This is a genomic window from Azohydromonas lata NBRC 102462, assembly GCF_001571085.1.
In the GTDB taxonomy this organism is placed as follows: Bacteria; Pseudomonadota; Gammaproteobacteria; order Burkholderiales; family Burkholderiaceae_C; genus Azohydromonas; species Azohydromonas lata.
This window is the reverse complement of record NZ_BCTC01000026.1, coordinates 45584-66414: the sequence shown is the minus strand read 5'-3', so window position 1 is coordinate 66414 and position 20831 is coordinate 45584. Positions and strand designations below refer to the sequence as shown.

Genomic DNA, 20831 nt, shown 5'->3' with positions numbered 1-20831 from the left:
GTCCTTGGATTTGCTTTCGGGATTGAAAAAAGGGCACGCGTGGTTTGCATGCGTACCCTTTTCACTGCGGTGACCCGCAGCGGATCACTTTCAACAGATCAGCGTCAGCAATTCCAGGGCGCAGCCTGCTCCGCGCTGATGCCGTAACGCTCCATCGCCGCCGCGCAATCGGCCGCCGTGGCCTCGCCCCGCTCGCGCAGCGCCGTGAGCGCCGCCAGCACGATGTGCGCACGGTCCACCTCGAAGAAGCCGCGCAGCGCCGCCCGCGTGTCGCTGCGCCCAAAGCCGTCCGTGCCCAGCACCGTCACGGGGGCGTCCACGCAGGCCAGCGCCAGTTGTGGCCAGGCACGTACGTAGTCGGAGGCGGCAATCACCGGCGCGTCGCCCGCCAGGCACTGCTGCACGTGGCTGGAGCGGGCCGGCTGCGCGGGATGCAGCCGGTTCCAGCGCTCCACTTCCCGTGCCTCGCGCGCCAGTTCGCTGAAGCTGGTCGCGCTCCACACCTCGGCTTCCACGCCCCAATCGGCAGCCAGCAGCTCGGCTGCGGCCACGGCTTCGCGCAGGATGGTCCCCGAGCCCACCAGCCGCACGGTGCCACGCGCCGCCCCCGTCGGCGCATGCACGCCGAAGCGGTAGAGGCCGCGGATCACGTCCGCCGCCACGCCCGCCGGCAGCGACGGCTGCCCATAGTTCTCGTTCATCAGGGTGACGTAATAAAAGACGTCTTCCTGCTGCTCCAGCATCTGCCGCATGCCGTGGTCCAGGATCACGGCGAATTCGCCGGCAAAGCAGGGGTCGTAGGCGCGGCAGTTCGGAATCTGCGCCGCCTGCAGCAGGCTGGAGCCGTCCTGGTGCTGCAGGCCCTCGCCGCCCAAGGTGGTGCGGCCGGCCGTGGCGCCGAGCAGGAAACCGCGGGCGCGCTGGTCGGCGGCGGCCCAAATCTGGTCGCCGATGCGCTGGAAGCCGAACATCGAGTAGTAGATGTAGAAGGGCAGCATCGCCTGCCCGTGCACCGAGTAGCTCGTGGCCGCCGCCGTCCAGCTGCTGATGGCGCCGGCCTCGCTGATGCCTTCCTCCAGGATCTGCCCGTCCCGCGCCTCGCGGTAGCTCATGAGCGAGCCGATGTCCTCCGGCTCGTAGCTCTGCCCATTGAAGGCATAGATGCCGACCTGCTTGAAGAGGTTGGCCATGCCGAAGGTGCGCGCCTCGTCGGCCACGATGGGCACCACGCGCGGGCCCAACGTGCTGTCGCGCAGCAGGCTGCCCAGCATGCGCACGAAGGCCATGGTGGTGCTCATCTCCTTGCCCTCGGCCTGCAGCGCGAACTGGCCGTAGCGCTCCAGCGCCGGCACGGGCAGGGCTTCAGCCCGCGTGCGGCGGGCGGGAATGAACCCGCCCAGCGCCGCGCGGCGCGCGTGCAGGTAGCGCATCTCCGGGCTGTCCTCGGCCGGCTTCACGAACTCCAGGTTCGCGGCCTGCTCGTCGGTGAGCGGCAGGTTGAACCGGTTGCGGAAGGCGACGAGGTCTTCTCGTTCCAGCTTCTTTTGCTGGTGCGTGGTCATGCGGCCCTGGCCGGCGTCGCCCATGCCGTAGCCCTTCTTGGTTTGGGCCAGGATGACGGTGGGCTGCCCCGCGGTGTGCGCCGCGGCGTGGTAGGCCGCGTGGATCTTCACCAGGTCGTGGCCGCCGCGCTTCAAGCGGTCGATCTGCTCGTCCGTCAGCCCCTGCGCGAGAGCGGCCAGCCGCGGGTCCTGGCCGAAGAAATGCTCGCGGTTGTAGCGCCCGTCCTTGGCGGCGAAGGTTTGGAATTGGCCGTCCACCGTGCGCGAGAAGGCGTCCACCAAGGCGCCCTCGCCATCCCGGGCGAAGAGGCCGTCCCAATCGGAACCCCAGACGAGCTTGATCACGCGCCAGCCCGCGCCGGCAAACAGGGCTTCGAGCTCGTCGATGATGCGGCCGTTGCCGCGCACCGGCCCGTCCAGGCGCTGCAGGTTGCAGTTGACGACCCAGATCAGGTTGTCCAGCTTCTCCCGGGCGGCCAGCGTGAGCGCGCTCATGCTCTCGGGCTCGTCCATCTCGCCGTCGCCGAACACGCCCCAGACCTTGCGGCCCGCCGTGTCCAGCAGCGCGCGGTGCTGCAGGTAGCGCATGAAGCGCGCCTGGTAGATGGAGCTGATGGGGCCTAAACCCATGGAGCCGGTCGGGAACTGCCAGAAGTCCGGCATCAGCCAGGGGTGCGGATAGCTGGAGAGGCCCCGCGCCCCGGCGCGCGCGGCGCTGATCTCCTGCCGGTAGTGGCTCAAGTCCGTTTCGCTCAGCCGCCCTTCCAGGAAGGCCCGCGCATACACGCCCGGCGCCGAGTGCGGTTGGTAGAACACCAGGTCGCCGCCACCGCCTTCACCGCCCGCCTTGAAGAAATGGTTGAAGCCGACCTCGAACAGGTCCGCCGCGCTGGCGTAGCTGGCGATGTGCCCGCCCAGCTCGCCATACGCCTGGTTGGCCCGCACCACCATGGCCAGCGCGTTCCAGCGCATGAGCGACGCCAGCCGCTCCTCCAGCGCCAGGTCGCCGGGAAACGCCGGCTGCTGCGCCGCAGGGATGGTGTTGACGTAAGGCGTGCCGCGCTGCGGCTGCCAGCCCACGGCCGGGTCGCGGGCGGCGGCCGCCAGCATGTCCATGATCTGGCACACGCGCGCCGGACCGGCCGCCTCCAGCAGCGAGGCCAGCGCGTCGCGCCACTCGGCGCTTTCCTGCGGATCAGGGTCCGCGGCCGGCAGGGCGGCCAGGTGCTGCTGGATCTTCAAGTCGCTCATGTCGCTGTCTCCTGAGTCCGGGCAGTGTAGGAACGGCGCTGCCGCAGAAATCGCCGAAGTTCACTGCAGTACAGGCTTGCGGCAGCACAAAATGCTGCCAATCAATGTGGGAGGAGCCGAATGAGCCTGGATGCGGTCGATTTGCGGATACTTCACGAGCTGCAGCGCGATGCCGGCCTGTCCAACGTGGCCTTGGCCGAGCGGGTGCATCTGTCGCCCTCGCCCTGCCTGGCACGGGTGCGGGCACTGCAGGCCAAAGGCGTGATTCGCCAATACGTGGCGCTGCTGGACGCCAAGCAGCTTGGGCTGGACTTGAACGTCTTCATTTCGGTGAGCCTGCGCCACCAGTCGCGCGCGGCGCTGGAGCGCTTTGAGGCGCACGTGTGCGCCCGCGACGAGGTGATGGAGTGCTACCTCATGTCCGGCGACGCCGACTACCTGCTGCGCGTGGCCGTGCCGGACATCCCGGCGCTGGAGCGGTTCATCCTGGAGCAGCTCTCGCCCATGGAGGAGGTGGAGAAGATCCGCTCCAGCTTCGCGCTCAAGCAGGTGCGCTACAAGACGGCGCTGCCGCTGGGAAGCGCGTAGCGCCCAAGCGCTCAATCCACGGTGGCGCCCGATTCCTTGACGATGCGCGCCCACTTCGGCAGCTCTTCCTTCACCAGCGCGCCGAACTGCTCCGGCGTGCTCTTGAACGGCTCGCAGCCCACGGCGGCCAGCTTGTCCTGCGCATCCTTGCCTTCCAGCGCCTTGGCCACCTGCGCCTGCAACTGGTTCACGATGGCCTTGGGCGTGCCGGCCGGCGCGAACAGGCCGTACCAGGGCGTCGAGCCGAAGCCCTTGAGGGTCTCGCCGATGGTGGGCACGTCCGGCAGCGCGGCCACGCGCTTCTCGTTGACCACGCCCAGCACCTTCAACTTGCCGGACTTGATGAAGGAAATCGACGACGGCAGGCTTTGCACCGAAAGCTGCACCTGGCCGCCCACGAGGTCCGTCACCGCGGCCGAGGCGCCCTTGTAGGGCACGTGCATCAGCTCGATGCCCGCGGCCTTTTGCAGCATCTCGCCAATGAGGTGGTTGAGCGTGCCGTTGCCCGCGGAGGCGATGGCGATCTTGCCCGGCTGCTTCTTGGCCACGGCAATCATCTCGCTCACGTTCCTGGCCGGGAAATCGTTGTTGGCCACCAGCGCGTAGCCGGCGGTGGCCACGGGCGTGATGGGCTCGAAATCCTTCACCGGATCGAAGCCCGGGTTCTTGTAGAGCGAGGGATTGATGACGTGGGCGCTGCTCACGGTCAGCAGCAGCGTGTAGCCATCCGGCTTGGACTTGGCGGCCACGGCGCTGCCCAGGTTGCCGCCCGCGCCGGGGCGGTTGTCCACGATGAACTGCTGGCCGGTCTGCTCGCTGAGCTTTTGCGCCACGATGCGCGCGATGGCGTCATTGGCGCCGCCCGGCGCCTGCGGCACCACCACGGTGACCGGCTTGCTGGGGTATTTGTCTTCGGCGAAAGCGGCGCCGCTGCTGGCGGCGGCCAGCATCAGCAGTACGGCACGGCGGGCGATGTTCATGCTTGTGTCTCCTGTTTTGCAGCGGGCGCGGGCGCATTCTGTAAGTGCCGCCCTGTGGGCGGAATAACACAGACGGGAGCCGAGCTTTCGCACTTCGCGAAAGCGGTACCGGGAAATCCCGTGCATTCATTCCTCGCCGCACCCTGGGCCCCGGGTACCGGCCCAGCTGCATTGCCCATGCCGGCCAAGCCGTGAGAAATGGCGGTTCGCGGCGGTCTTCGTGCGCGGCAAGGCGGGGAAGCGCCCATGGAGCGCCGATAGCATGGCGTCCGGTATGACCCCGGTCCAGGTATGGGCAAGACGATGAACAAGCAGGACCAGGCCCCGCGGCGGGCCGGCAGCAGCAGGGAGGGCGCGGCGACCGCCGCCGCCGCATTGGGTTTGGCCCTTGGGCTGGCGTTGCTGGCCGAGGCGCTGGCGGCGCTGTTGGGCCAGGCCACCGGCCGCGAAGGCTGGCAACGCGGCTGGGTGGACGCGCTGCTGTTGGGCCAGCCGCTGGCCAGCGACCCGCTGTGGCGCGACCTGGCGGCACTGCTGGCGGGCTGCTTCGTGCTGTGCCTGGCACCCGCGCGCCACATCGGCCCAACGCTGACGGCCCGCTTCGACGGCGCTGCGCTGCGCGTGGAGCCTGCCGGGAACCTGGGCCCCGCCGACGCGCCGGCGCTGCACCCGTCCCGGCGCGCCACTTGGGCCGGCCTGGAGCACTGGTGCCTGCACGGCAGCGGGCCGGGCTGCACGCCCTGGTGGCGCCCGGGCGCCCTGCCTGACGTGGAATTGCGGCTGAGCGTGGCCGTGCTCACCGGCGGCACCGAGTTGGAGCGCCGCCGCCTGGCCGAAGGGTTCTCCCGCCACATTGACGGCAGCACGCGGCTGCTGGCGCTGGGCAGCCGGCTGCGGGGCCTGGGCTGGCGGCTGCGCATCAAGCTGGACGAGTGCCTGTGGTGGCGGCCCGTGCCGCCGGCCACGCCCTGGGACGCCGGCTACCTGCCCTTGAGCGCGGCGGCGGTCGAGCCGCTGGCGCGGTTCCATCCACGCCGGCCCACGCTCATCGTGGCCGACAGGCTGCACGCCCAAGTGCTGGCGCAGGCGCTGCGTGCGCTGCAGCTCAACCAGGCGACGTTCCGCCACCCGGTGCGGCTGCTGGTGCTGGCCGAGCGCGGCCCCGGCGTGGCCGACCTCTGCCGCAAGGGAATGGCGGCGGCCAGCCGCGTGGGCCCGCACCGTGCGCCGCCCTACCTGCCGGTGTTCGATCTCCAGGCGGCCTGAACAAGCCGCCGCCGCGCCCTCAATGCGCCGCAGGCGCAGGGCCGTCGGCCGTGGGCGCGGCAACGCCGGCCGGCGGCGCGTCGGCGAACCAGGCTTCCAGCCCGCCCGCCAGGGGGCGGACGTTCGTGAAACCGTGGTCCTGCAGCACGCGCGCGGCCTGTGCGGCCGAGACGTCGTTGGGGCAGTTGCAGTACACGACGATGGAACGTTGCGGGTGCAGCTCGTCCCGCAGCGCGGCCACGGCGCCCAGCTCCACGTGGCGCGCACCCGGGATGCGGCGCAGGTCCATCGCCAGGCTGGAGCCCGCGCGCACGTCCAGCACCAGTGGCGGCTCCTGCGCCTGCAGCAGCTCGCGCAGCTCGGCCACGCCCACGCGCGGCATGGCCATGTCGCGCTGCATGCGCCGCCGCCGCCACCAGCGCCGCGCCACCAGGGCCGCCAGCAGCACGCCCAGGGCGATGAGTGCCTTGGTGCCGGCGTCGGCCATCACGTCCAGCACGCGCTGCACTTCATGGCTGAAGGCCAGGCCCAGCAGCAGGTAGGCGGCGCTCCAGATCGCGCCGCTGACTACACCGAAGAACAGGAAGGTCAGCCAGGGCATCTCCAGTGCGCCGGCCATGGGCGCGGCCACCAGCGACACGCCGGGCACGAACTTGGCGGCAATGAGCGAGCTGCCGCCCCAGCGGCCGATGAGCAGCTCGCTGCGGCGCACGCAGGAGTCGGGCGACAGCGACACGCGGCACAGCAGCCGCATCACGCGGTGGCCGTGGCGGCGCCCGCCGGCAAACCACAGCGCGTCGCCCACCACGTTGGCAGCCACGGCCACGGCCATCGCCGCGGCCAACGAAAAGCGTCCGCCGGCCGCCAGGCCGCCCGCCACCACCAGCAGCGGCGCCGCCGGCACGGGCGCACCCACCCGCGCGGCCAGGGTGACCACGAACACCAACAGCACCCCATGGCGCAACAGCAGATCGACCAGCGCTTGCATCGCGCCAAGCGTAGAGCCGTACGCGGGGGCGGGTGGGCGTTGGGGCTTATGGGATGAACCGGCAGCGGCGTGCGTGACGGCTGCGCCGGCGGGCCGGCGCCGGAGGTGTTGCCACAACGCCTGGGCTCACGGGACGCCAACGGCGGCCCGGCTCCCCGCGGACCGCGGCACGTCCCTCTCTCGGGCACCGGCCTTGCTGCCGTGAGGGCTCATCCCTCGTTGCAGGAGCTGGACATGAAGCGCGTCCAAGGAGTTGTGGGCCTGAAGGCGGCGGCGCTGGCCGCGCTGCTGGCGCTTTGCGGCGCCGCTTGGGCACAGGCCGGCGGCATGACGGGCGGCAGCAACAAGGGGCCGGGCTTCATGGGCGCGGGCTCGGGTTCCTCCGGCACCGTGGACGGCGGCATGAGCGGCACGCGCGAGACGCCCCCCGGCGCCGCCCGCGCCGGCCGCGTGCTGCGCGCCAACCGCGCCAACACCGCCGCCAGCGGCCCAAGCACGGGCGACACCACCGCCCAGGGCGGCGCGGCCGGCCCGGCCGGCACGGGGGTGGGCAGCGTCTCCGGCGACGGCGGCTTGGGCGGCGCCCCGGGCCCGGCTACCGGCACGGGTGCGGCCGGGCGCAGCGGACGCTGAGCGGTCACGCCCGCGCCGAACTCCAGTTGCGCTCAGCGCCGCAGCAGCACGTTCAGGTCCGGCGTGAGCTGCGAGGCTTCCACGTAGCCTATGGCGCCGGGCGTGTTGCGCACGTGCACCAGCACCTCGGCCGTGCCCGCGAGCTCGCGCGGCGGCGCGCCTTTGCCGATGTAGCGGCGCACGGTCCAGTAGGCCAGGTAGTCGTCTTCCTGCTGCTGCAGCACCGCGCTCAGGAAGCGCCGGCGCAGCGGGTGGCCGTAGGGCAGGTTCACCGGGCGCAGCAGCAGCCCCTCCAGCTCTATCGTGCGGCCGGTGTAGATGCGCTTGAGCGTCTCGGCGTCCAGCGCGCGCGCGGGCAGGTTGCCGATGACGGCCACGCCTTCGTCGGCCCAGGCGGCAGCTACGCCGGCCGCGCCCGCCAGGGCGGGCAGCGTGTGGGCGATAAAGGTTCTGCGCTGCATGGGTCCGACTCAGAACGCGAAGCTGTAGCTCACGGACAGCACGTTCACGCGCCGGGGCTGCAGCAGCCCCTGGCCCGCGGGCACGTCCATGAACTGCGAGCCCTGTGCGTGCGTATGCAGCCACTCGGCCTTGAGCTTGCTCGTGGGCGAAAGCGCATAGGACGCGCCCAAGGCCAGCGAGCGCTGGCGGAACAAGGGGACGATGTCCGCCCGCGCGCGCATGGAGGCGTTGAGCGCCGAGGCGTCCTGTACCGAGCCCGGCACCGTGGTCGTCTCCAGTTGCTGCACCCACTTCAGCGGCCCGCTGCCCGGATGGATGGCCGCCACGGTGGCGTAGGCCGTGAGCGCCGACCAGCTCCGGTAGGCCGTGAGGTAGGCCGAGGTCGAGGACATGCCCATCTCCAGCTCGCGCGGAATGATGCGCAGCCACTCGGCCGCCAAGCGCCAGCCGCCGCCCAATTGCGCTTCGGCGCCCAAGGTCAGCGCCACGTTGTTGCTGTTGCTCACCCGCTCCAGGCCTGCGCCGCGGGTCTGCCAGTAGCCCGCGCCGCCGCCCAGGTCCACCCAGCGCGGGCGCACCAGCAGCCCGGAGCCGTCGGCATTGCGCACGCGCGTGTGGTGCACGCCGGCGCGCGCGCTCAAGTCAGGCGTGTTCCAAGACAGCACGGCCCCCGTCACCGTGATCTCCAGGTCGCTGAACATCACGGCCGGCGCCGCGCCCAACGAGGGCTCGCGCAGCCAGACGCGGTTGCGGTTCACCAGCGGCGAGTCGCCGTGGTAGAGGTCCAGGGCCAGCTCGCCGCCCCCGCGGCTCCAGTTGCGCGAGAGGTGCGCGCCGGTGAAGTCGCTGGCCGGCAGCAGGCTGTAGACCTCGGTGGGCACGCGCGCCTCGTCGTAGGTCTGCCCAACGTCGAGCTGCGCCGAACGCAGCATGAAGGGCACGCGCAGCTTGCCCACGCGCAGCAGCCAGTCGTTGTTGGGCCGCCAGGCCGCGAAGGCCCAGGCCGCCGTGAGGTCCCAGCGCGTGTCGTTGCGCGTGGCCGGCGCCAGCCGCGGCTGCAGCGTGGCCGACCACTGCGGCGTGAGCTGCAGGTCCACTTGCGCCCCCAGCACGGTGTCGCGCTTGAAGGTGCCGCCATCGTCCACGAAGCGCTGGTAGCGCCAGGCGCGGTCCGAGACGGCATAGCCCGCCGTGCCGAAGGCCGACCACGACAGCGAGGGGCCGTCGCCGCCGTCGCCGTCCGCGCCCGCCGCCCGCGCCGCGCCGGCTCCCGACAGGGCCAGCACGGCCAGGGCCGCCATGGCCAGCACGGCAGCCCGTGGGCGCCCCATGCGCCGGCCCGGCCGCGCGGGGCGTGCGGCCCGGGGCGCCGCCACGGGTGCCGGGAAGGTACGGCCGCGGCCCATCAGTCGCGCCAGGTGCTGGCGATCTCGACGAAGCGCGGTTCACAGGCCAGCAGCGCGTCTATGAGCTGCGGGTCGAAGTGGCTGCCGCGCCCGTCCAGGATGATGGCCATGGCCCGCGCGTGCGGGAACGGCTCCTTGTACGGGCGCCGCGTGGTGAGCGCGTCGTACACGTCGGCCACGGCCATGAGCCGCGCCGCCAGCGGAATGCCGCGCCCGGCCAGCCGGTCGGGGTAGCCGCCGCCGTCCCAGCGCTCGTGGTGGTGGCGGGCGATCTGCATGGCGTACAGCAGCACGTCGGAGTCGCCGGCCATGCGCTGCGCGGCGCGGCGCAGGATCTCCCAGCCGTGCACGGAGTGGCCCTTCATCTGCTCGAACTCTGCCGCGTCGAGCTTGCCGGGCTTGAGCAGGATGTGGTCGGGGATGGCGATCTTGCCGATGTCGTGCAGCGGCGCGGACTTGGCCATGAGCTCTATGGCGTGGTCGTCCAGCCCGGTGGCCTCCTCGCAGCCTTCGGGGTGGGCGCGCACGTACTCGGCCAGCACGCGCACGTACTCCTGGGTGCGCTTGATGTGGTTGCCCGTGTCCTCGTCGCGGAACTCGGCCAGCGACACCATCACGTGCAGCGTGGCGTCGCGCAGCCGCTCCACCTGGTTCATGCGCTCCAGCAGTTGCGCCTGCAACCCGGCGTTGCGGCGGCTGAGCGAGTCGCGCCAGGCCTTGACCTGCAGCTGCGTCTTCACCCGTGCTTGCACCACGGGCGGGCTGATGGGCTTGGTGATGAAGTCCACGGCGCCCAGCTCGAAGCCGCGCGTCTCGTCCTCGGCCTGGCCCAGCGCGGTGAGGAAGATCACCGGCACGTCGCGCGTGGCCTCGTGCGCCTTGAGCTGGCGGCAGACCTCGAAGCCGTCCATGCCGGGCATCATCACGTCCAGCAGCACCAGGTCCGGCGGCTCGCGCTGCGCCAGCGCCAGCGCCCGCGCGCCGCCGTTGGCCAGTTTCACGCGGCACTCGCCGCCCAACAGGTCGGCCAGCAGCGTGAGGTTGTCGGGGGTGTCGTCCACGACGAGGATCGTGGGGCGTTCTTGCTGCGTCATGTCGTTCTCGTGAGTTCCAGCGCCGGCTGCGCAGCGGCAGCCGGCAGGATGTTGGAAAGGGTGTCCAGCGCCGCGTCGAAGTCGCAGCGCTGCAGGGCCAGGTCCAGCGCGTGGGCCTGCGTTGTGGGCAGCGCGCGCATGAGCTCCACGCGGCGCGCGCGCCAGTGCTCCAGCGCCTGGCTGTCGCCATCGACCAGCAGCTCGCGCAGCCGCGCCCAGTGCGCTCCCGCGTCCTGCGGCGCGGCCGCATCTTCGGTGTCCGGCAGGTCCGCGCCCGCGTGCAGCGGCTCGGCCGACTGGGCGGGCGCAGGTGCGGGGGGGCCGTCCGGTGCGGCGCCGGCGTCGGGGGGCGTGGGCACGTAGCGGCGCATCGCGCCTATGAGCACGTGCGGCTCCAGCGGCTTGGCGATGTGGCCGCGCATGCCCATCTCCAGGCAGCGCCGGCGCTCCTCCACCAGCGCGTGCGCGGTCAGCGCCACGATGGGCAGGTGGCGCCAGGCCGGGCGCGCAAGAATGGCCCGCGTGGCCTCGTAGCCGTCCATCACGGGCATCTGCAGGTCCATGAGCACCACGTGGCAGGCCGCGCCGGGCTGCTGCGGCAAGCGCTCCAGGGTCAGCAAGGCCTCCAGCGCCTTGCGGCCGTCGTCGGCGGTGGCCACTTCCGCGCCCGCGCGCTCCAGCAGCTCGCCGGCGACCTGCCGGTTCTGCGCGTCGTCGTCCACCAGCAGCACGCGCAGGCCCTGCAACGGGCGGCGGGCCGCCGTCGCACCCGCGTCGCTCCAGGGGCTGTCGGCCGCGGCCGGATGGAACGGCCGCGGGCCGGCCAGCGGCTGCGCCATGCGCACGGGCAGCGTGACGGTGAAGGTCGAGCCCTGGCCGGGCTCGCTGCGCGCCAGCAGCGTGCCGCCCATGAGCGTGACCAGCCGCCGCGAGATGGACAGCCCCAGCCCCGTGCCGCCGTAGCGCCGCGCCGTCGAGCTGTCGGCCTGCGCAAAGTCCTCGAACAGCAGCGCCAGTTGTTCGGCCGTCATGCCCACGCCGCTGTCCTCCACGGCGATGCGCAGCAGCGCGCGGGGCTCGCCGTCGTCCTCGGCCACCAGGGGCTCCAGGCTCACGCGCAGCCGCACCTGGCCGCGCTCGGTGAACTTCACCGCGTTGGACAGCAGGTTCATCAGCACCTGGCGCAGCCGCAGCGGGTCGCCCCACACCACGGCCGCGGCGTCGCGCGCCAGCCCCTCCATCTCGCGCGCCAGCAGCAGCCCCTTCTCGGCGGCCTTGGAGCTTTGCAGCGACAGCGCGTCGCCCATCAGGCTCTCCAGGTGGCAGGGTATGCACTCCAGCGCCAGCTTGCCGGCTTCGATCTTGGAGAGGTCCAGGATGTCGTGCAGCAGGCCCTGCAGCAGCGTGGAGGCGCCGTGCACCTTGTGCAGGTAGTCGCGCTGCTGGTCGGTCAGCGGCGTGCCCAGCGCCAGGTAGGTCATGCCGATGATGGCGTTGAGCGGCGTGCGTATCTCGTGGCTCATGTTGGCCAGGAACAGGCTCTTGGCCCGCGTGGCGGCCTCGGCCTGCGTGCGCGCGGCCTCCAGCTCGCGCTGGGTGCGCGCGCGCTCTTCGAGGTCGCTGCGAATGGAGGCGGCCATGTGCTCCAGCGTGTGCGCCAGGCCGTCGAGCTCGCCCACGCGCGCGCTCAGCGGGTCCATCTGCGCGCCGTAGTCGCCCAGGGCATAGCGCTCGGCCGTGGCGGCCAGGCCCGCGATGGGCTGCAGCACGCGGCGGCGCACGCCGCGCCAGGCCAGCCACACGGCCAGGGCCACCAGCGCATCCATGGCGATGGCCGCGCTCACGAAGCCGCGCAGCCGCAAGCCGGCGGCCTGCACCTCGGCGGCGGTGCGCACGTCGGTCAGCCGCACGAGCTCGTCCACCTTACCGGCCAGTTGCGCGGCCTGCAGCTCGTACTGCGCGCTGTACACCACCTGCCGCGCGAAGGCGGGGTCGGCCTCGCCGTCGGAGACGAACTGCCCCTTGGCCTTGTCGTACAGCCCCTGCGTGGCGGCAAAGGCCACCTGCTCGGTCTTGCCCAGAACGGCCGAGGCCTGCAGCACGGCACGCAGCGCCTGCTGCTCGGCGTCGTCGAAGTCCATGCGCCGCATGCGCTCGGCCAGGGGCAGGCCCGGGCCCCCGCCGGGCAGCCGGTGCGGCCTCAACCCGGCGATGACCTGGTCCCAGTACAGGCGGTCGGCCGGGTCCGGCGGCTGCTTCTCGCCCTGGCGTATGGCCAGGATGTCGTAGTAATAGAGCAGGTAGCGCGCATCGGCCGTGGCCGTGTAGGCGCGCACCAGCCGCGCCAGCCGGTCGGTCTCGTGGTGCACCTCGCCCACCAGGCCCATGGCCTGGTCGCGGCGCAGCGCGGCCAGCCGCGCGCTGTCGAAGGCCGCGCCAATGGCCAGCAGGAACAGCAGGTTGGCCGCCAGCGCCACCGACACCAGCGCGAAGAAGTTTCGCGAAACGGTGCGCAGCCGCAAGCTGGAGCCTTGCGGCAGGGCACTGGCGGACTGGGCGGTGTGTTTGCTCAAGGCGTACAGGCAGCGCGCCACGACGGCGTTGTCGTGAACCAGGCGGACAACGCTGCATATCGACCCGCCAGACGGCGAGTTGAGCATCTGCGCGGCCCTGGCGGATGCGCTGTGCGACGTGCTTTGCCATGACGCAAGCGCCGGCGCGAAAAATTGCCGGAGCTTTTGCACATTTTCGTTGGCAAAAGCAATCTTCATGGTTTCCTGCGCAAGCGTTGGGCCTGTTCAGCTCACCAGGGCGGCTCGCGCGTGCCCACGCCCGGCGCCCTTGGCGTCGTAGCAGGCGCGGTCGGCGGCCTTGAGCCAGTGCGCCACCTCGAACATGTCGGCCTGCAGCTCGGCCACGCCGGCGGAGGCGCTCACGCGCAGCGTGCGGCCTTCCCAGGGCAGCTCTATGGCGGCCACGGCCGCGCACACGGCCTGGGCGATGAGCAGCGCGCGCTCCGGCGGACAGCGCTGCAGCAGCAGGACGAACTCGTCGCCGCCCAAGCGCGCCACGAGGTCGCCCACGCGCACGCAGCCGTTGATGGCCGCGGCCACGGCCTTGAGCATGGCGTCGCCCGCGGCATGGCCGGCGCTGTCGTTGATGGGCTTGAAGTGGTCCAGGTCCATGGCCACCAGCATCGCGGGCATGGAGCGCGGGCGGGCGGCGAACACATGCTCCAGCTGCTGCTCAAGTGCTGCGCGGTTGGCCAGCCCGGTGAGCGGGTCGTGGTGCGCGGACCAGCGCAAGTGCTCGCGCGCGGTGCGCTGCGCGGTGACGTCGAGCACGCACCAGATCAGCCCCGGCGCGGCCTCGTCCCCGCGCGAAGGCTGCACGCGCAACTGCGCCCAGAACGTGCCGCCGTGCGCCAGGAGCAGCTCCATTTCGTCGCTGTAGGGCTGCCCAGCCTGGAAGGCGCGCGTGGCGCGGCGCAGCAGGGCCAGCACGCCGTCTTGCCGCAGGCCCAGCGCGCTCAGCGGCTGGCCGGCCAGCGTGCCGGCCTCGCGGCCCAGCAGCGCGCACAGCTCGGCGTTGGCCAGCTCGATGCGGTTGTCGCGGGTGAAGGCGATGCCCACGGGCGCGGCGGCCATCACGCCCTCCAGCCGGCGCAGCAGCTCGGTGTTGAAGGCATCCATCTGCGCGCGCTCGGCCCCGGCGTGGCGCAGCGCCTGCGCCAGCCTGGCGATCTCGCCGGTGGCCGCGGGCCAGCCCGCGTGCGGGTCGAAGGCGGGATCGAACAGGTGCTGCGCGCGCCGCTGCAGCGCCTGCAGCGGCCGCAGCAGCCAGCTCACCAGCCCAAGCAGCGCCGCGCTGGCAGCCACGATCATGAGCACGGCCCAAGTGATGGCCAGGCGGCGCGCGTCGTGCAGCGGCGCCAGCAGCCGCTGCTGCGGCATGGCGCGCCACACCAGCCATTGCGGCCCGCTCACGGCGGCCACGCTGACGAGCTCGCCCTCCTGCTGCGCGGACACGCCCGCGGGCTCCAGCGGGCGCCCCATGCGCACCCAGTCGTCCCAGGCCTGCGCCAGGCGCGGCTCGGTGGAGACGTGCTGCAGCGCCCGGCCGATGTCGGGGTGCGCCAGGATGCGCCCGCGCTCGTCCGTGACCACCAGCAGCGCGTCGGCCTCGCCGGCGCCGCGGTACTGCAGCACCTGCGCCATCAGCCCGCCGCTGCCCAGGCGTATGGAGCCGCTGAGCATGCCGAAGGGCCCGCGCGGGCCCTGCAGCGGCTGCGCCAGCACGATCACGGGCTCGTCCAGCACGCGGCTGACCAGCGCCTCGGAAATGCTGGGCTGGGCCTTGTCCATGGCCTGGCGGAAGTAGGCGCGGTCGGCCACGTTGGCCACGACCTTGCGCAGGCTGTTGTGCTCGCCGTAGACGCGCAGCGTGCCGTCCGCCGTGGCGACGTTGACGTTGCCGAACATGCGCCGCAGCACGATGCGGTCGGTCATGAAGCGCTCCAGCGCAGCCTGGTCGTGCAGCGTGCGCTGGTCAAGCTGCCCGGCCACCGCGGCCAGCGCGCCCTGCAGCTCCAGCACGCGGCCGGACAGCACCTCAGCGATGCGCTCCGCCTTCACCAGCTCGCGATCGCGCTGCTCGACCAGCGTGTCCTGCTCGGCCCGCTGCACCAGCGTCAAGGTGTTGAGCAGCACCACCAGCGCCAGCAGCGCAATGCCCGCCAGCGTCAGCCGCGCGCGCAGCGTGCCCAGCGCGCGGCGCGCGCCCTCCAGCGGCGCTTTCAAGCGCTGCACGGTCAGGCGCGCACGGGCCGGGAGCGGGCCGGCGTGACGTCAAGGCGCAAGGCCCGGGGGGGCGGGCTGCGGCGCAGGTGTTTCATGAAGGGCGGGGGTTGGGGCGTTCTGGGGATCACGCTGTATCGGCGCGCAGGCCCTGCAATTGAACCCGGGCAAACTCCTCAATCGTGAGAGATGCACGCCCGCGGGCCCGTTTGCGGGCTCACGAGGGCTCGCCGGAGGCGCCGGTGATCAGGCCGGCGCCCAGCCGGCTGCGCGCCGAGGCGGGCGGCTGCTCCTCACCAGGGTCGGATTCAGGCGGGTCGGAAGCGGAAGCCGTTGCCATGCCCGTGCACGGCCACCGGTAAACCTGGGAGAGCGCCCGGGACGTGCGGGCTCAAACCGGCGTCAGCCCGCGCGCGCCTGCGGGCCCGGCGCGGCCGCCTTTGTATGGAAGGCCCAGGTTCCGCCGCCTGCGCCGCCGGCGCCGGGCGGCTGCCGGCCGTGGCGGCCGATGCGGGCACGGCGGCTGCTCCTGGGGCGCCGACCGGTGCGGTACAGCCTGCGCGCAGCGCACGCCTGCACGGCTGCTTGATGCAGCGCAGAGCAGGTGCGGATTGCCGCCGCGTGCCGGTTGCCCGCTCATCCAGCCGCGGCGGCGGCATGGCACAACCGCGGGCAGGCGCCGTGGCAGTTCAAGCGGTTCTCCAACGGGAGCGCAAGCTCCACATGCGACAGGGAGTGTTCCGGTGAGTTTTCTGATTGTTCTGGCAGCCTTGGTGCTGCTGATGTTCGTGGCCTACCGCGGCTACAGCGTCATCCTGTTCGCGCCGGTGGCGGCCTTGCTGGCCGTGCTGTTGACCGAGCCGTCCTGGGTGCCGCCCATGTTCACCGGCGTGTTCATGGACAAGCTGGTGGGCTTCGTGAAGCTGTACTTCCCCGTCTTCCTGCTGGGGGCGGTGTTCGGCAAGGTCATCGAGCTGTCCGGCTTCTCCAAGTCCATCGTTGCGGCCGTCATCGACGTGGTGGGCCGCGGGCGGGCCATGCTCTCCATCGTCATCGTCTGCGCCGTGCTCACCTACGGCGGCGTGTCGCTGTTCGTGGTGGTGTTCGCGGTGTACCCGTTCGCGGCGGAGATGTTCCGCCAGAGCAACATTCCCAAGCGGCTCATTCCCGGGACCATCGCGCTGGGGGCCTTCACCTTCACCATGGATTCGCTGCCGGGCACGCCGCAGATCCAGAACATCATCCCCACCACCTTCTTCAAGACCACCACCTGGGCCGCGCCGTGGCTGGGCGTGTTCGGCGCGCTGTTCATCCTGGCCATGGGCATGCTGTATCTGGAAAGCCGCCGCCGCCGCGCCCTGGCCGCCGGCGAGGGCTACGGCAGCAACCTGCTCAACGAGCCCGAGCCCTACGAGGCCGAGAAGCTGCCCCACCCGCTGATCGCGCTGCTGCCGCTGGTGCTGGTGGGCGTGCTCAACCGCGTGTTCACGGACCTGATTTACGCCCACTACGGCCAGACCCACCAGCTTCCCCTGACCGGCGGCAAGCCCGTGGTGACGGAGATCTCCAAGATCGCCGCCGTGTGGGCCGTGGAAGGCGCGCTGCTGGTGGGCATCCTCACCGTGCTGGTGTTCGCCTTCCCGCGCGTGAAGTCGAAATTCGCCGACGGCTCCAAGGCCGCCATTGCCGGCGCGCTGCTGGCGGCCATGAACACGGCCTCGGAGTACGGCTTCGGCGGCGTCATCGCCGCGCTGCCGGGCTTCACGGTGATCGCCGACGCGCTGCGCGGCATCCCCAATCCGCTGATCAACGAGGCCATCACCGTGAGCGCCCTGGCCGGCATCACCGGCTCGGCCTCCGGCGGCATGAGCATCGCGCTGGCCGCCATGGCCGACACCTTCATCCAGTCGGCCAACGCCGCGGGCATCCCGCTGGAGGTGCTGCACCGCGTGGCCTCCATGGCCAGCGGCGGCATGGACACGCTGCCGCACAACGGCGCCGTCATCACGTTGCTGGCCGTCACCGGGCTCACGCACAAGCAGTCCTACGGCGACATCTTCGCCATCACGCTGATCAAGACGGCGGCGGTGTTCGTGGTGATCGGGATCTACTACCTGACCGGGATTTATTGATGCGGCCGGCCGAGAAATAGCACCGTGACTTTTGTCGCATTTGAATCGGCCCGCGAGAAATAGTCCGAATATACGCCGCTTATAGAATTTAATCCCTTCTCTTGTATCAAGCACACTTGGCCCAAACCTGAATTGTTGAAAGCCAAGTCGTGCTTGAACTGGTGAGTGTTCTGTATGCGGTATTTGGGGCCGTGCTCGTGGCCGCCTATATTCCGCAGTTATGGTCCGTGTGGCGCAGCCGCACCGGCGCGGCCGACGTTTCCCTCTTGACCTGGAGTATCTGGAGCACTTCGGCCACGGTGACGCTGCTGTATGCGGCCCTGGTGGCGCGCAACGCTGAATTCGTGCTGGTTTCGACGGGAAACCTGGTGGGGTGTTATGCCGTCACGAGTTTGATCGTGTATCGGCGCTGCTCGATCAAAAACAAGCCCAGGCTGGAATTCCAAGCTTCAGCCAGTTTCTAGTCACGCTTCTCACGGCACCGCGGCCCGTGGGCGGGCAGATTCGACCACCGCCTTGGCCTGGTCAAGCGCCTGCCTGCCCCAGAAACCCCGCCAACAGCCGCGCACTCGCCGACCCCAACGGCGCTGGCCGCGTCACCACCACGAAGCGCCGCTCCGCCCAGGGTTCGGCCAGCGGCACCAGCACCAGCCTCCCGGCCCCTGCCAGCGCCACGGGCACTTCGCGCGGGACGATGGCCAGGCCGAGTCCGGCGGCAATCAGCCGGCAGGCCGCATCCATGCTGGACACCTGCATCCGGTACGAGGGTGTGCGCCCAAGCAGCGCCGCTTGGCGGCGCAGCAGCCGGTCGAGCAGCCCGCCGGGGGAAATGCAGATCGCCGGCTGGTCCAGGATGTCCGTGAAGCCCAGCGCCGCGCGCCGCGCCAGCGGGTGGCCCGCGGCCATGACCACGCACAAGTGGTCGCTGCGGTAAGGCGTCGCGTCCAGCCCCGCCGTGTCGCCCTGGTCCCACAGCACGCCGAGATCGGCCGCGCCTTCGCGAAGGCCGCGCAGCACTTCGGCGCTCTGCCGCTCGTCCAGGCTCACGCGCAGGGCGGGATGGCGGCGCAGGAACGCCGCGATGTCGTCCGGCAGGTTCTCGGCCAGCACCGAGGGGCTGGCCAGCACGCGCACGCTGCCCTGCGCGCCGGCGCCGAACTCGCCCAGCTCCGCGCGCACGCGCTCCAGTTGCGCCAGCACCTCGCGGGCGCGCGCCAGCAGCGCCTCGCCCGCGGGCGTGGGCGTCACGCCGTTGCTGCGCCGCTCCAGCAGCGGCACGCCCACCTCCTGCTCCAGCGCCAGCACGCGCTTGCTCAGGGCCGAGGCCACCAGCGAGGCGCGCGCCGCCGCGCGGGCCATGCTGCCCTCCTCGCACACGGCAACGAAGCTTTGCAGCAGCAGCGGGTCCAGCGGTCGGCTCATGAAAGGCTCCAGGCGTCGTTGTTCCGGATTGGAACGGCAGGGCTGAAAAATCGCCATGGGGACCCACCCCGTGGAACGCCTACAGTCCCGCTCCATGAACAAACCCTCTCCGGAAGCCGTGACCGTGCGCGAAGTGGGCCTGCGCGACGGCCTGCAAAGCGTGGCCCGCACGCTGCCCACCGAGCTGAAGCTGCTGTGGTTGCGCGCCGCGCACGCGGCCGGCCTGCGCGAGATCGAGGTCGGCTCCTTCGTCCCGGCGCGGCTGCTGCCGCAACTGGCGGACACGGCGGCGCTGGTGGCGCAGGCGCGCCAGCTGCCGGGCCTGGTGACGTCCGTGCTGGTGCCCAACCTCAAGGGCGCGCAGGCCGCGCTGGACAGCGGCGCCGACCTGATGCTGCTGCCCCTGTCCGCCAGCCACGCCCATTCCCTGGCCAACCTGCGCAAGACGCCGGACGAGGTGGTGGCCGAGATCGCCCGCATACGCGCCCTGCGTGACGCCAGCGGCTCGCGCTGCCTGATCGAGGTCGGCATGAGCACGGCCTTCGGCTGCACGATCCAGGGCCGCGTGGAGGAGGCCGAGGTGCTGCGGCTGCTGCAGGCCGCGCTGGACGCCGGGGCCGACCGCGTCGGCCTGGCCGACACCGTGGGCTACGCCGACCCGCTGCAGGTGGGCCGCCTGTTCCGCCAGGCTTTCGAGCTGGTCGGCGACCGCCTGGCCTGCGGCCACTTCCACGACACGCGCGGCCTGGGCCTGGCCAACGTGTTCGCCGCCTGGCAGGCCGGCGTGCGCCGCTTCGACGCCACCAACGGCGGCATAGGCGGCTGCCCGCACGCGCCCGGCGCCAGCGGCAACGTCGCCACGGAGGACGTGGCCTACCTGTTCGCCAGCATGGGCGTGGCCACCGGGCTGGATTTCGACGCGCTGATGGCGCTGCGCCGCAACGTTGCGCAGTGGCTGGAAGGCGAGACGCTGCACGGCGCCATCTGGCGCGCCGGGCTGCCCAGGACACTGACGATGAGGAACGCGGCATGAGCACGGCACCCCAACCCCTGAGCGGCCTGCGGGTCGTCGAGCTGACCCACATGGTGATGGGCCCCACCTGTGGCATGGTGCTGGCCGACATGGGCGCCGAGGTCATCAAGCTGGAGCCCGTGGAGGGCGAGGGCACGCGGCGGCTGCTCGGCGCGGGCGCGGGCTTCTTCCCCATGTTCAACCGCAACAAGAAGAGCGTGGGCGTGGACTTGCGCCGCCCCGAGGGCGCCGAGGTGGCCCGCCGCCTGGCCGCCAGCGCCGACGTGGTGGTGGAGAACTTCAAGCCCGGCGCGCTCAAGAAGTACGGCCTGGACTACGCCAGCCTCGCCGCCGTCAACGACAGGCTGATCTACGCCAGCCACAAGGGGTTTTTGCCCGGCCCCTACGAGCACCGCACGGCGCTGGACGAGGTGGTGCAGATGATGGGCGGCCTGGCCTACATGACCGGCCGCCCCGGCGACCCGCTGCGCGCGGGCACCAGCGTCAACGACATCATGGGCGGCCTCTTCGGCGCCATCGGCGTGCTGGGCGCGCTCATACAGCGCGGCATCAGCGGGCGCGGCATGGAGGTGCAGTCGGCGCTGTACGAGAACAACGTCTTCCTCATGGGGCAGCACATGCTGCAGTACGCCATGACGGGCCGGCACCCCGCGCCCATGCCCGCGCGCGACAACCCCTGGGCGGTGTACGACGTGTTCACCGTCAAGGACGGCGAGCAGATCTTCCTGGCTGCGGTGAGCGACGCCCAATGGGGCCTGATGTGCGACGCGCTGGGCCTGGACGACCTCAAGGCCGACCCGGCACTGGCCACCAACAACGACCGCGTGCGGGTGCGCCCGCAACTGCTTGCCACGCTGCGCGAGCGCCTGGCGCACCGCGGCGCGGCCGAGCTGGCGGACCTCTTCGAGAAGGCCGGCCTGCCCTACGCGCCCATTCGCCGCCCGGAAGACCTCTTTGACGACCCGCACCTGCTGGCCACCGGCGGCCTGGCCGACGTGGTGGTGCCCGACGGCGACAAGGCCGGGCAGACGGTGAAGACGACGCTGTTCCCGATCACGATGGACGGCCAGCGCCTGCCGGTGCGCCTGCAACCGCCGCCGCTGGGCGCCCACACGGCCGAGCTGCTGGCCGGGCTGGGCTACGACGCGCAGCACATCGAACGGCTGCGCCAGGAAAAGCTGGTGAGCTGAACCGGTTCAAGCGGGCAGCACACGACAC

The 20831-nt window shown here is 71.5% G+C and carries 17 protein-coding genes; 7 read left to right on the top strand and 10 right to left on the bottom strand.

Features of this window, described 5'->3' with window-relative positions; translation table 11 throughout:
- Positions 1-104: 104 nt before the first annotated feature.
- Positions 105-2813 (bottom strand): alpha-ketoglutarate dehydrogenase, encoded by a 2709-nt coding sequence (mdeB, locus tag ALA01S_RS11850; protein WP_066336428.1) that lies wholly within the window; start codon positions 2811-2813, stop codon positions 105-107.
- Positions 2814-2933: 120 nt separating this feature from the next.
- On the opposite strand from mdeB, the gene ALA01S_RS11845 reads away from it, so the two are divergent.
- Positions 2934-3401 carry an Lrp/AsnC family transcriptional regulator gene (locus ALA01S_RS11845; RefSeq protein WP_066336425.1) on the top strand — a complete coding sequence of 156 codons (468 nt, stop codon included), beginning with the start codon at positions 2934-2936 and terminating at the stop codon, positions 3399-3401.
- Between the two features lie 11 nt (positions 3402-3412).
- Here ALA01S_RS11845 and ALA01S_RS11840 read toward each other — a convergent pair whose 3' ends face one another.
- On the bottom strand, positions 3413-4381 hold the full coding sequence (locus ALA01S_RS11840) for a Bug family tripartite tricarboxylate transporter substrate binding protein (protein WP_066336423.1): 969 nt from the start codon (positions 4379-4381) through the stop codon (positions 3413-3415).
- 303 nt (positions 4382-4684) lie between these two features.
- Here ALA01S_RS11840 and ALA01S_RS11835 point away from each other — a divergent pair, with 303 nt between their 5' ends.
- The gene (locus ALA01S_RS11835; protein WP_157118942.1) at positions 4685-5647 is read left to right on the top strand and encodes a hypothetical protein; all 963 of its coding nucleotides are present in this window, start codon (positions 4685-4687) and stop codon (positions 5645-5647) included.
- A gap of 19 nt (positions 5648-5666) precedes the next feature.
- Here ALA01S_RS11835 and ALA01S_RS11830 read toward each other — a convergent pair whose 3' ends face one another.
- The gene (locus ALA01S_RS11830) at positions 5667-6635 is read right to left on the bottom strand and encodes a DedA family protein/thiosulfate sulfurtransferase GlpE (RefSeq protein ID WP_084267462.1); all 969 of its coding nucleotides are present in this window, start codon (positions 6633-6635) and stop codon (positions 5667-5669) included.
- Between the two features lie 234 nt (positions 6636-6869).
- Here ALA01S_RS11830 and ALA01S_RS11825 point away from each other — a divergent pair, with 234 nt between their 5' ends.
- The gene (locus ALA01S_RS11825; protein WP_157118941.1) at positions 6870-7268 is read left to right on the top strand and encodes a hypothetical protein; all 399 of its coding nucleotides are present in this window, start codon (positions 6870-6872) and stop codon (positions 7266-7268) included.
- Between the two features lie 32 nt (positions 7269-7300).
- On the opposite strand, the gene ALA01S_RS11820 is transcribed toward ALA01S_RS11825, so the two are convergent.
- The 6 genes from ALA01S_RS11820 to ALA01S_RS35195 all read right to left on the bottom strand — a co-directional run bounded on the left by ALA01S_RS11820 (position 7301) and on the right by ALA01S_RS35195 (position 15366).
- Positions 7301-7729: a hypothetical protein gene (locus ALA01S_RS11820; RefSeq protein WP_238455774.1), complete on the bottom strand. Its 429-nt coding sequence runs from the start codon at positions 7727-7729 to the stop codon at positions 7301-7303.
- 9 nt (positions 7730-7738) lie between these two features.
- On the bottom strand, positions 7739-9061 hold the full coding sequence (locus ALA01S_RS11815; RefSeq protein ID WP_157118940.1) for a hypothetical protein: 1323 nt from the start codon (positions 9059-9061) through the stop codon (positions 7739-7741).
- A 74-nt stretch (positions 9062-9135) separates the two neighbouring features.
- Positions 9136-10230 (bottom strand): response regulator, encoded by a 1095-nt coding sequence (locus ALA01S_RS11810; RefSeq protein WP_066336413.1) that lies wholly within the window; start codon positions 10228-10230, stop codon positions 9136-9138.
- Positions 10227-12803 carry an ATP-binding protein gene (locus ALA01S_RS11805; protein ID WP_169805905.1) on the bottom strand — a complete coding sequence of 859 codons (2577 nt, stop codon included), beginning with the start codon at positions 12801-12803 and terminating at the stop codon, positions 10227-10229. The genes ALA01S_RS11810 and ALA01S_RS11805 overlap by 4 nt, the downstream gene beginning before the upstream one ends.
- A gap of 225 nt (positions 12804-13028) precedes the next feature.
- On the bottom strand, positions 13029-15038 hold the full coding sequence (locus tag ALA01S_RS11800; RefSeq protein ID WP_157118939.1) for a sensor domain-containing diguanylate cyclase: 2010 nt from the start codon (positions 15036-15038) through the stop codon (positions 13029-13031).
- Between the two features lie 205 nt (positions 15039-15243).
- The gene (locus tag ALA01S_RS35195; protein WP_259375517.1) at positions 15244-15366 is read right to left on the bottom strand and encodes a hypothetical protein; all 123 of its coding nucleotides are present in this window, start codon (positions 15364-15366) and stop codon (positions 15244-15246) included.
- 403 nt (positions 15367-15769) lie between these two features.
- Here ALA01S_RS35195 and ALA01S_RS11795 point away from each other — a divergent pair, with 403 nt between their 5' ends.
- Positions 15770-17158, top strand: coding sequence for a GntP family permease (locus ALA01S_RS11795; protein WP_066336407.1), 1389 nt, complete (start codon positions 15770-15772; stop codon positions 17156-17158).
- A 149-nt stretch (positions 17159-17307) separates the two neighbouring features.
- Positions 17308-17622 carry a hypothetical protein gene (locus tag ALA01S_RS11790; RefSeq protein WP_066336404.1) on the top strand — a complete coding sequence of 105 codons (315 nt, stop codon included), beginning with the start codon at positions 17308-17310 and terminating at the stop codon, positions 17620-17622.
- Between the two features lie 61 nt (positions 17623-17683).
- On the opposite strand, the gene ALA01S_RS11785 is transcribed toward ALA01S_RS11790, so the two are convergent.
- Positions 17684-18580 (bottom strand): LysR family transcriptional regulator, encoded by an 897-nt coding sequence (locus tag ALA01S_RS11785; protein WP_066336401.1) that lies wholly within the window; start codon positions 18578-18580, stop codon positions 17684-17686.
- A 94-nt stretch (positions 18581-18674) separates the two neighbouring features.
- Between ALA01S_RS11785 and ALA01S_RS11780 the strand changes: the two genes are divergently transcribed.
- On the top strand, positions 18675-19613 hold the full coding sequence (locus ALA01S_RS11780; protein WP_066336396.1) for a hydroxymethylglutaryl-CoA lyase: 939 nt from the start codon (positions 18675-18677) through the stop codon (positions 19611-19613).
- Complete coding sequence (locus ALA01S_RS11775) at positions 19610-20803, top strand: CaiB/BaiF CoA transferase family protein (protein ID WP_066336394.1); 1194 nt, start codon at positions 19610-19612, stop codon at positions 20801-20803. The genes ALA01S_RS11780 and ALA01S_RS11775 overlap by 4 nt, the downstream gene beginning before the upstream one ends.
- The last annotated feature ends 28 nt before the right edge of the window (positions 20804-20831 follow it).

Excerpts from the sequence above, each read along its gene's own strand:
- ALA01S_RS35195 (WP_259375517.1), bottom strand. The coding sequence starts at position 15,366 with ATGGCAACGGCTTCCGCTTCCGACCCGCCTGAATCCGACCCTGGTGAG.
- ALA01S_RS11845 (WP_066336425.1), top strand. The coding sequence starts at position 2,934 with ATGAGCCTGGATGCGGTCGATTTGCGGATACTTCACGAGCTGCAGCGC.
- ALA01S_RS11825 (WP_157118941.1), top strand. The coding sequence starts at position 6,870 with ATGAAGCGCGTCCAAGGAGTTGTGGGCCTGAAGGCGGCGGCGCTGGCC.
- ALA01S_RS11775 (WP_066336394.1), top strand. The coding sequence starts at position 19,610 with ATGAGCACGGCACCCCAACCCCTGAGCGGCCTGCGGGTCGTCGAGCTG.
- mdeB (WP_066336428.1), bottom strand. The coding sequence starts at position 2,813 with ATGAGCGACTTGAAGATCCAGCAGCACCTGGCCGCCCTGCCGGCCGCG.
- ALA01S_RS11830 (WP_084267462.1), bottom strand. The coding sequence starts at position 6,635 with ATGCAAGCGCTGGTCGATCTGCTGTTGCGCCATGGGGTGCTGTTGGTG.
- ALA01S_RS11785 (WP_066336401.1), bottom strand. The coding sequence starts at position 18,580 with ATGAGCCGACCGCTGGACCCGCTGCTGCTGCAAAGCTTCGTTGCCGTG.
- ALA01S_RS11835 (WP_157118942.1), top strand. The coding sequence starts at position 4,685 with ATGAACAAGCAGGACCAGGCCCCGCGGCGGGCCGGCAGCAGCAGGGAG.
- ALA01S_RS11840 (WP_066336423.1), bottom strand. The coding sequence starts at position 4,381 with ATGAACATCGCCCGCCGTGCCGTACTGCTGATGCTGGCCGCCGCCAGC.
- ALA01S_RS11815 (WP_157118940.1), bottom strand. The coding sequence starts at position 9,061 with ATGGGGCGCCCACGGGCTGCCGTGCTGGCCATGGCGGCCCTGGCCGTG.
- ALA01S_RS11780 (WP_066336396.1), top strand. The coding sequence starts at position 18,675 with ATGAACAAACCCTCTCCGGAAGCCGTGACCGTGCGCGAAGTGGGCCTG.
- ALA01S_RS11820 (WP_238455774.1), bottom strand. The coding sequence starts at position 7,729 with ATGCAGCGCAGAACCTTTATCGCCCACACGCTGCCCGCCCTGGCGGGC.
- ALA01S_RS11810 (WP_066336413.1), bottom strand. The coding sequence starts at position 10,230 with ATGACGCAGCAAGAACGCCCCACGATCCTCGTCGTGGACGACACCCCC.